Origin of the sequence: Streptomyces sp. CB01881 (assembly GCF_002953255.1) — a bacterium.
Lineage (GTDB): Bacteria > Actinomycetota > Actinomycetes > Streptomycetales > Streptomycetaceae > Kitasatospora.
The window spans coordinates 7,552,981-7,553,359 of sequence record NZ_CP026498.1; the positions used below are offsets into that span (position 1 = coordinate 7,552,981).

At 66.0% G+C, this 379-nt stretch carries 1 pseudogene; it reads left to right on the plus strand.

Annotated features, from left to right (window positions below):
- Positions 1–20: 20 nt before the first annotated feature.
- A pseudogene (gene rplC / locus C2142_RS40230) lies at positions 21–379 on the plus strand (50S ribosomal protein L3); the annotation flags it as partial.

Consider the following 379-nt stretch of genomic DNA (forward strand, 5'->3'; position numbering starts at 1 on the left):
TCAAGCTCTGAACACCGAAGATGGCTAAGCAGATTAAGGGCATCCTGGGTGAGAAGCTCGGCATGACCCAGGTCTGGGACGAGAACAACCGGATCGTTCCGGTGACCGTCGTCAAGGCCGGGCCGAATGTCGTGACCCAGGTCCACACCGCCGACAGCCCGGCCGGCTACGACGCCGTCCAGATCGGCTTCGGCGAGATCGACCCCCGCAAGGTGAACAAGCCCCTCGCGGGCCACTTCGCCAAGGCCGGTGTCACCCCGCGCCGCCACCTGGTCGAGCTCCGTACCTCGGACGCGTCCGAGTACACCCTGGGCCAGGAGATCACCGCGGAGCTGTTCGAGGCGGGTGTCAAGGTCGACGTGACCGGCACCTCCAAGGG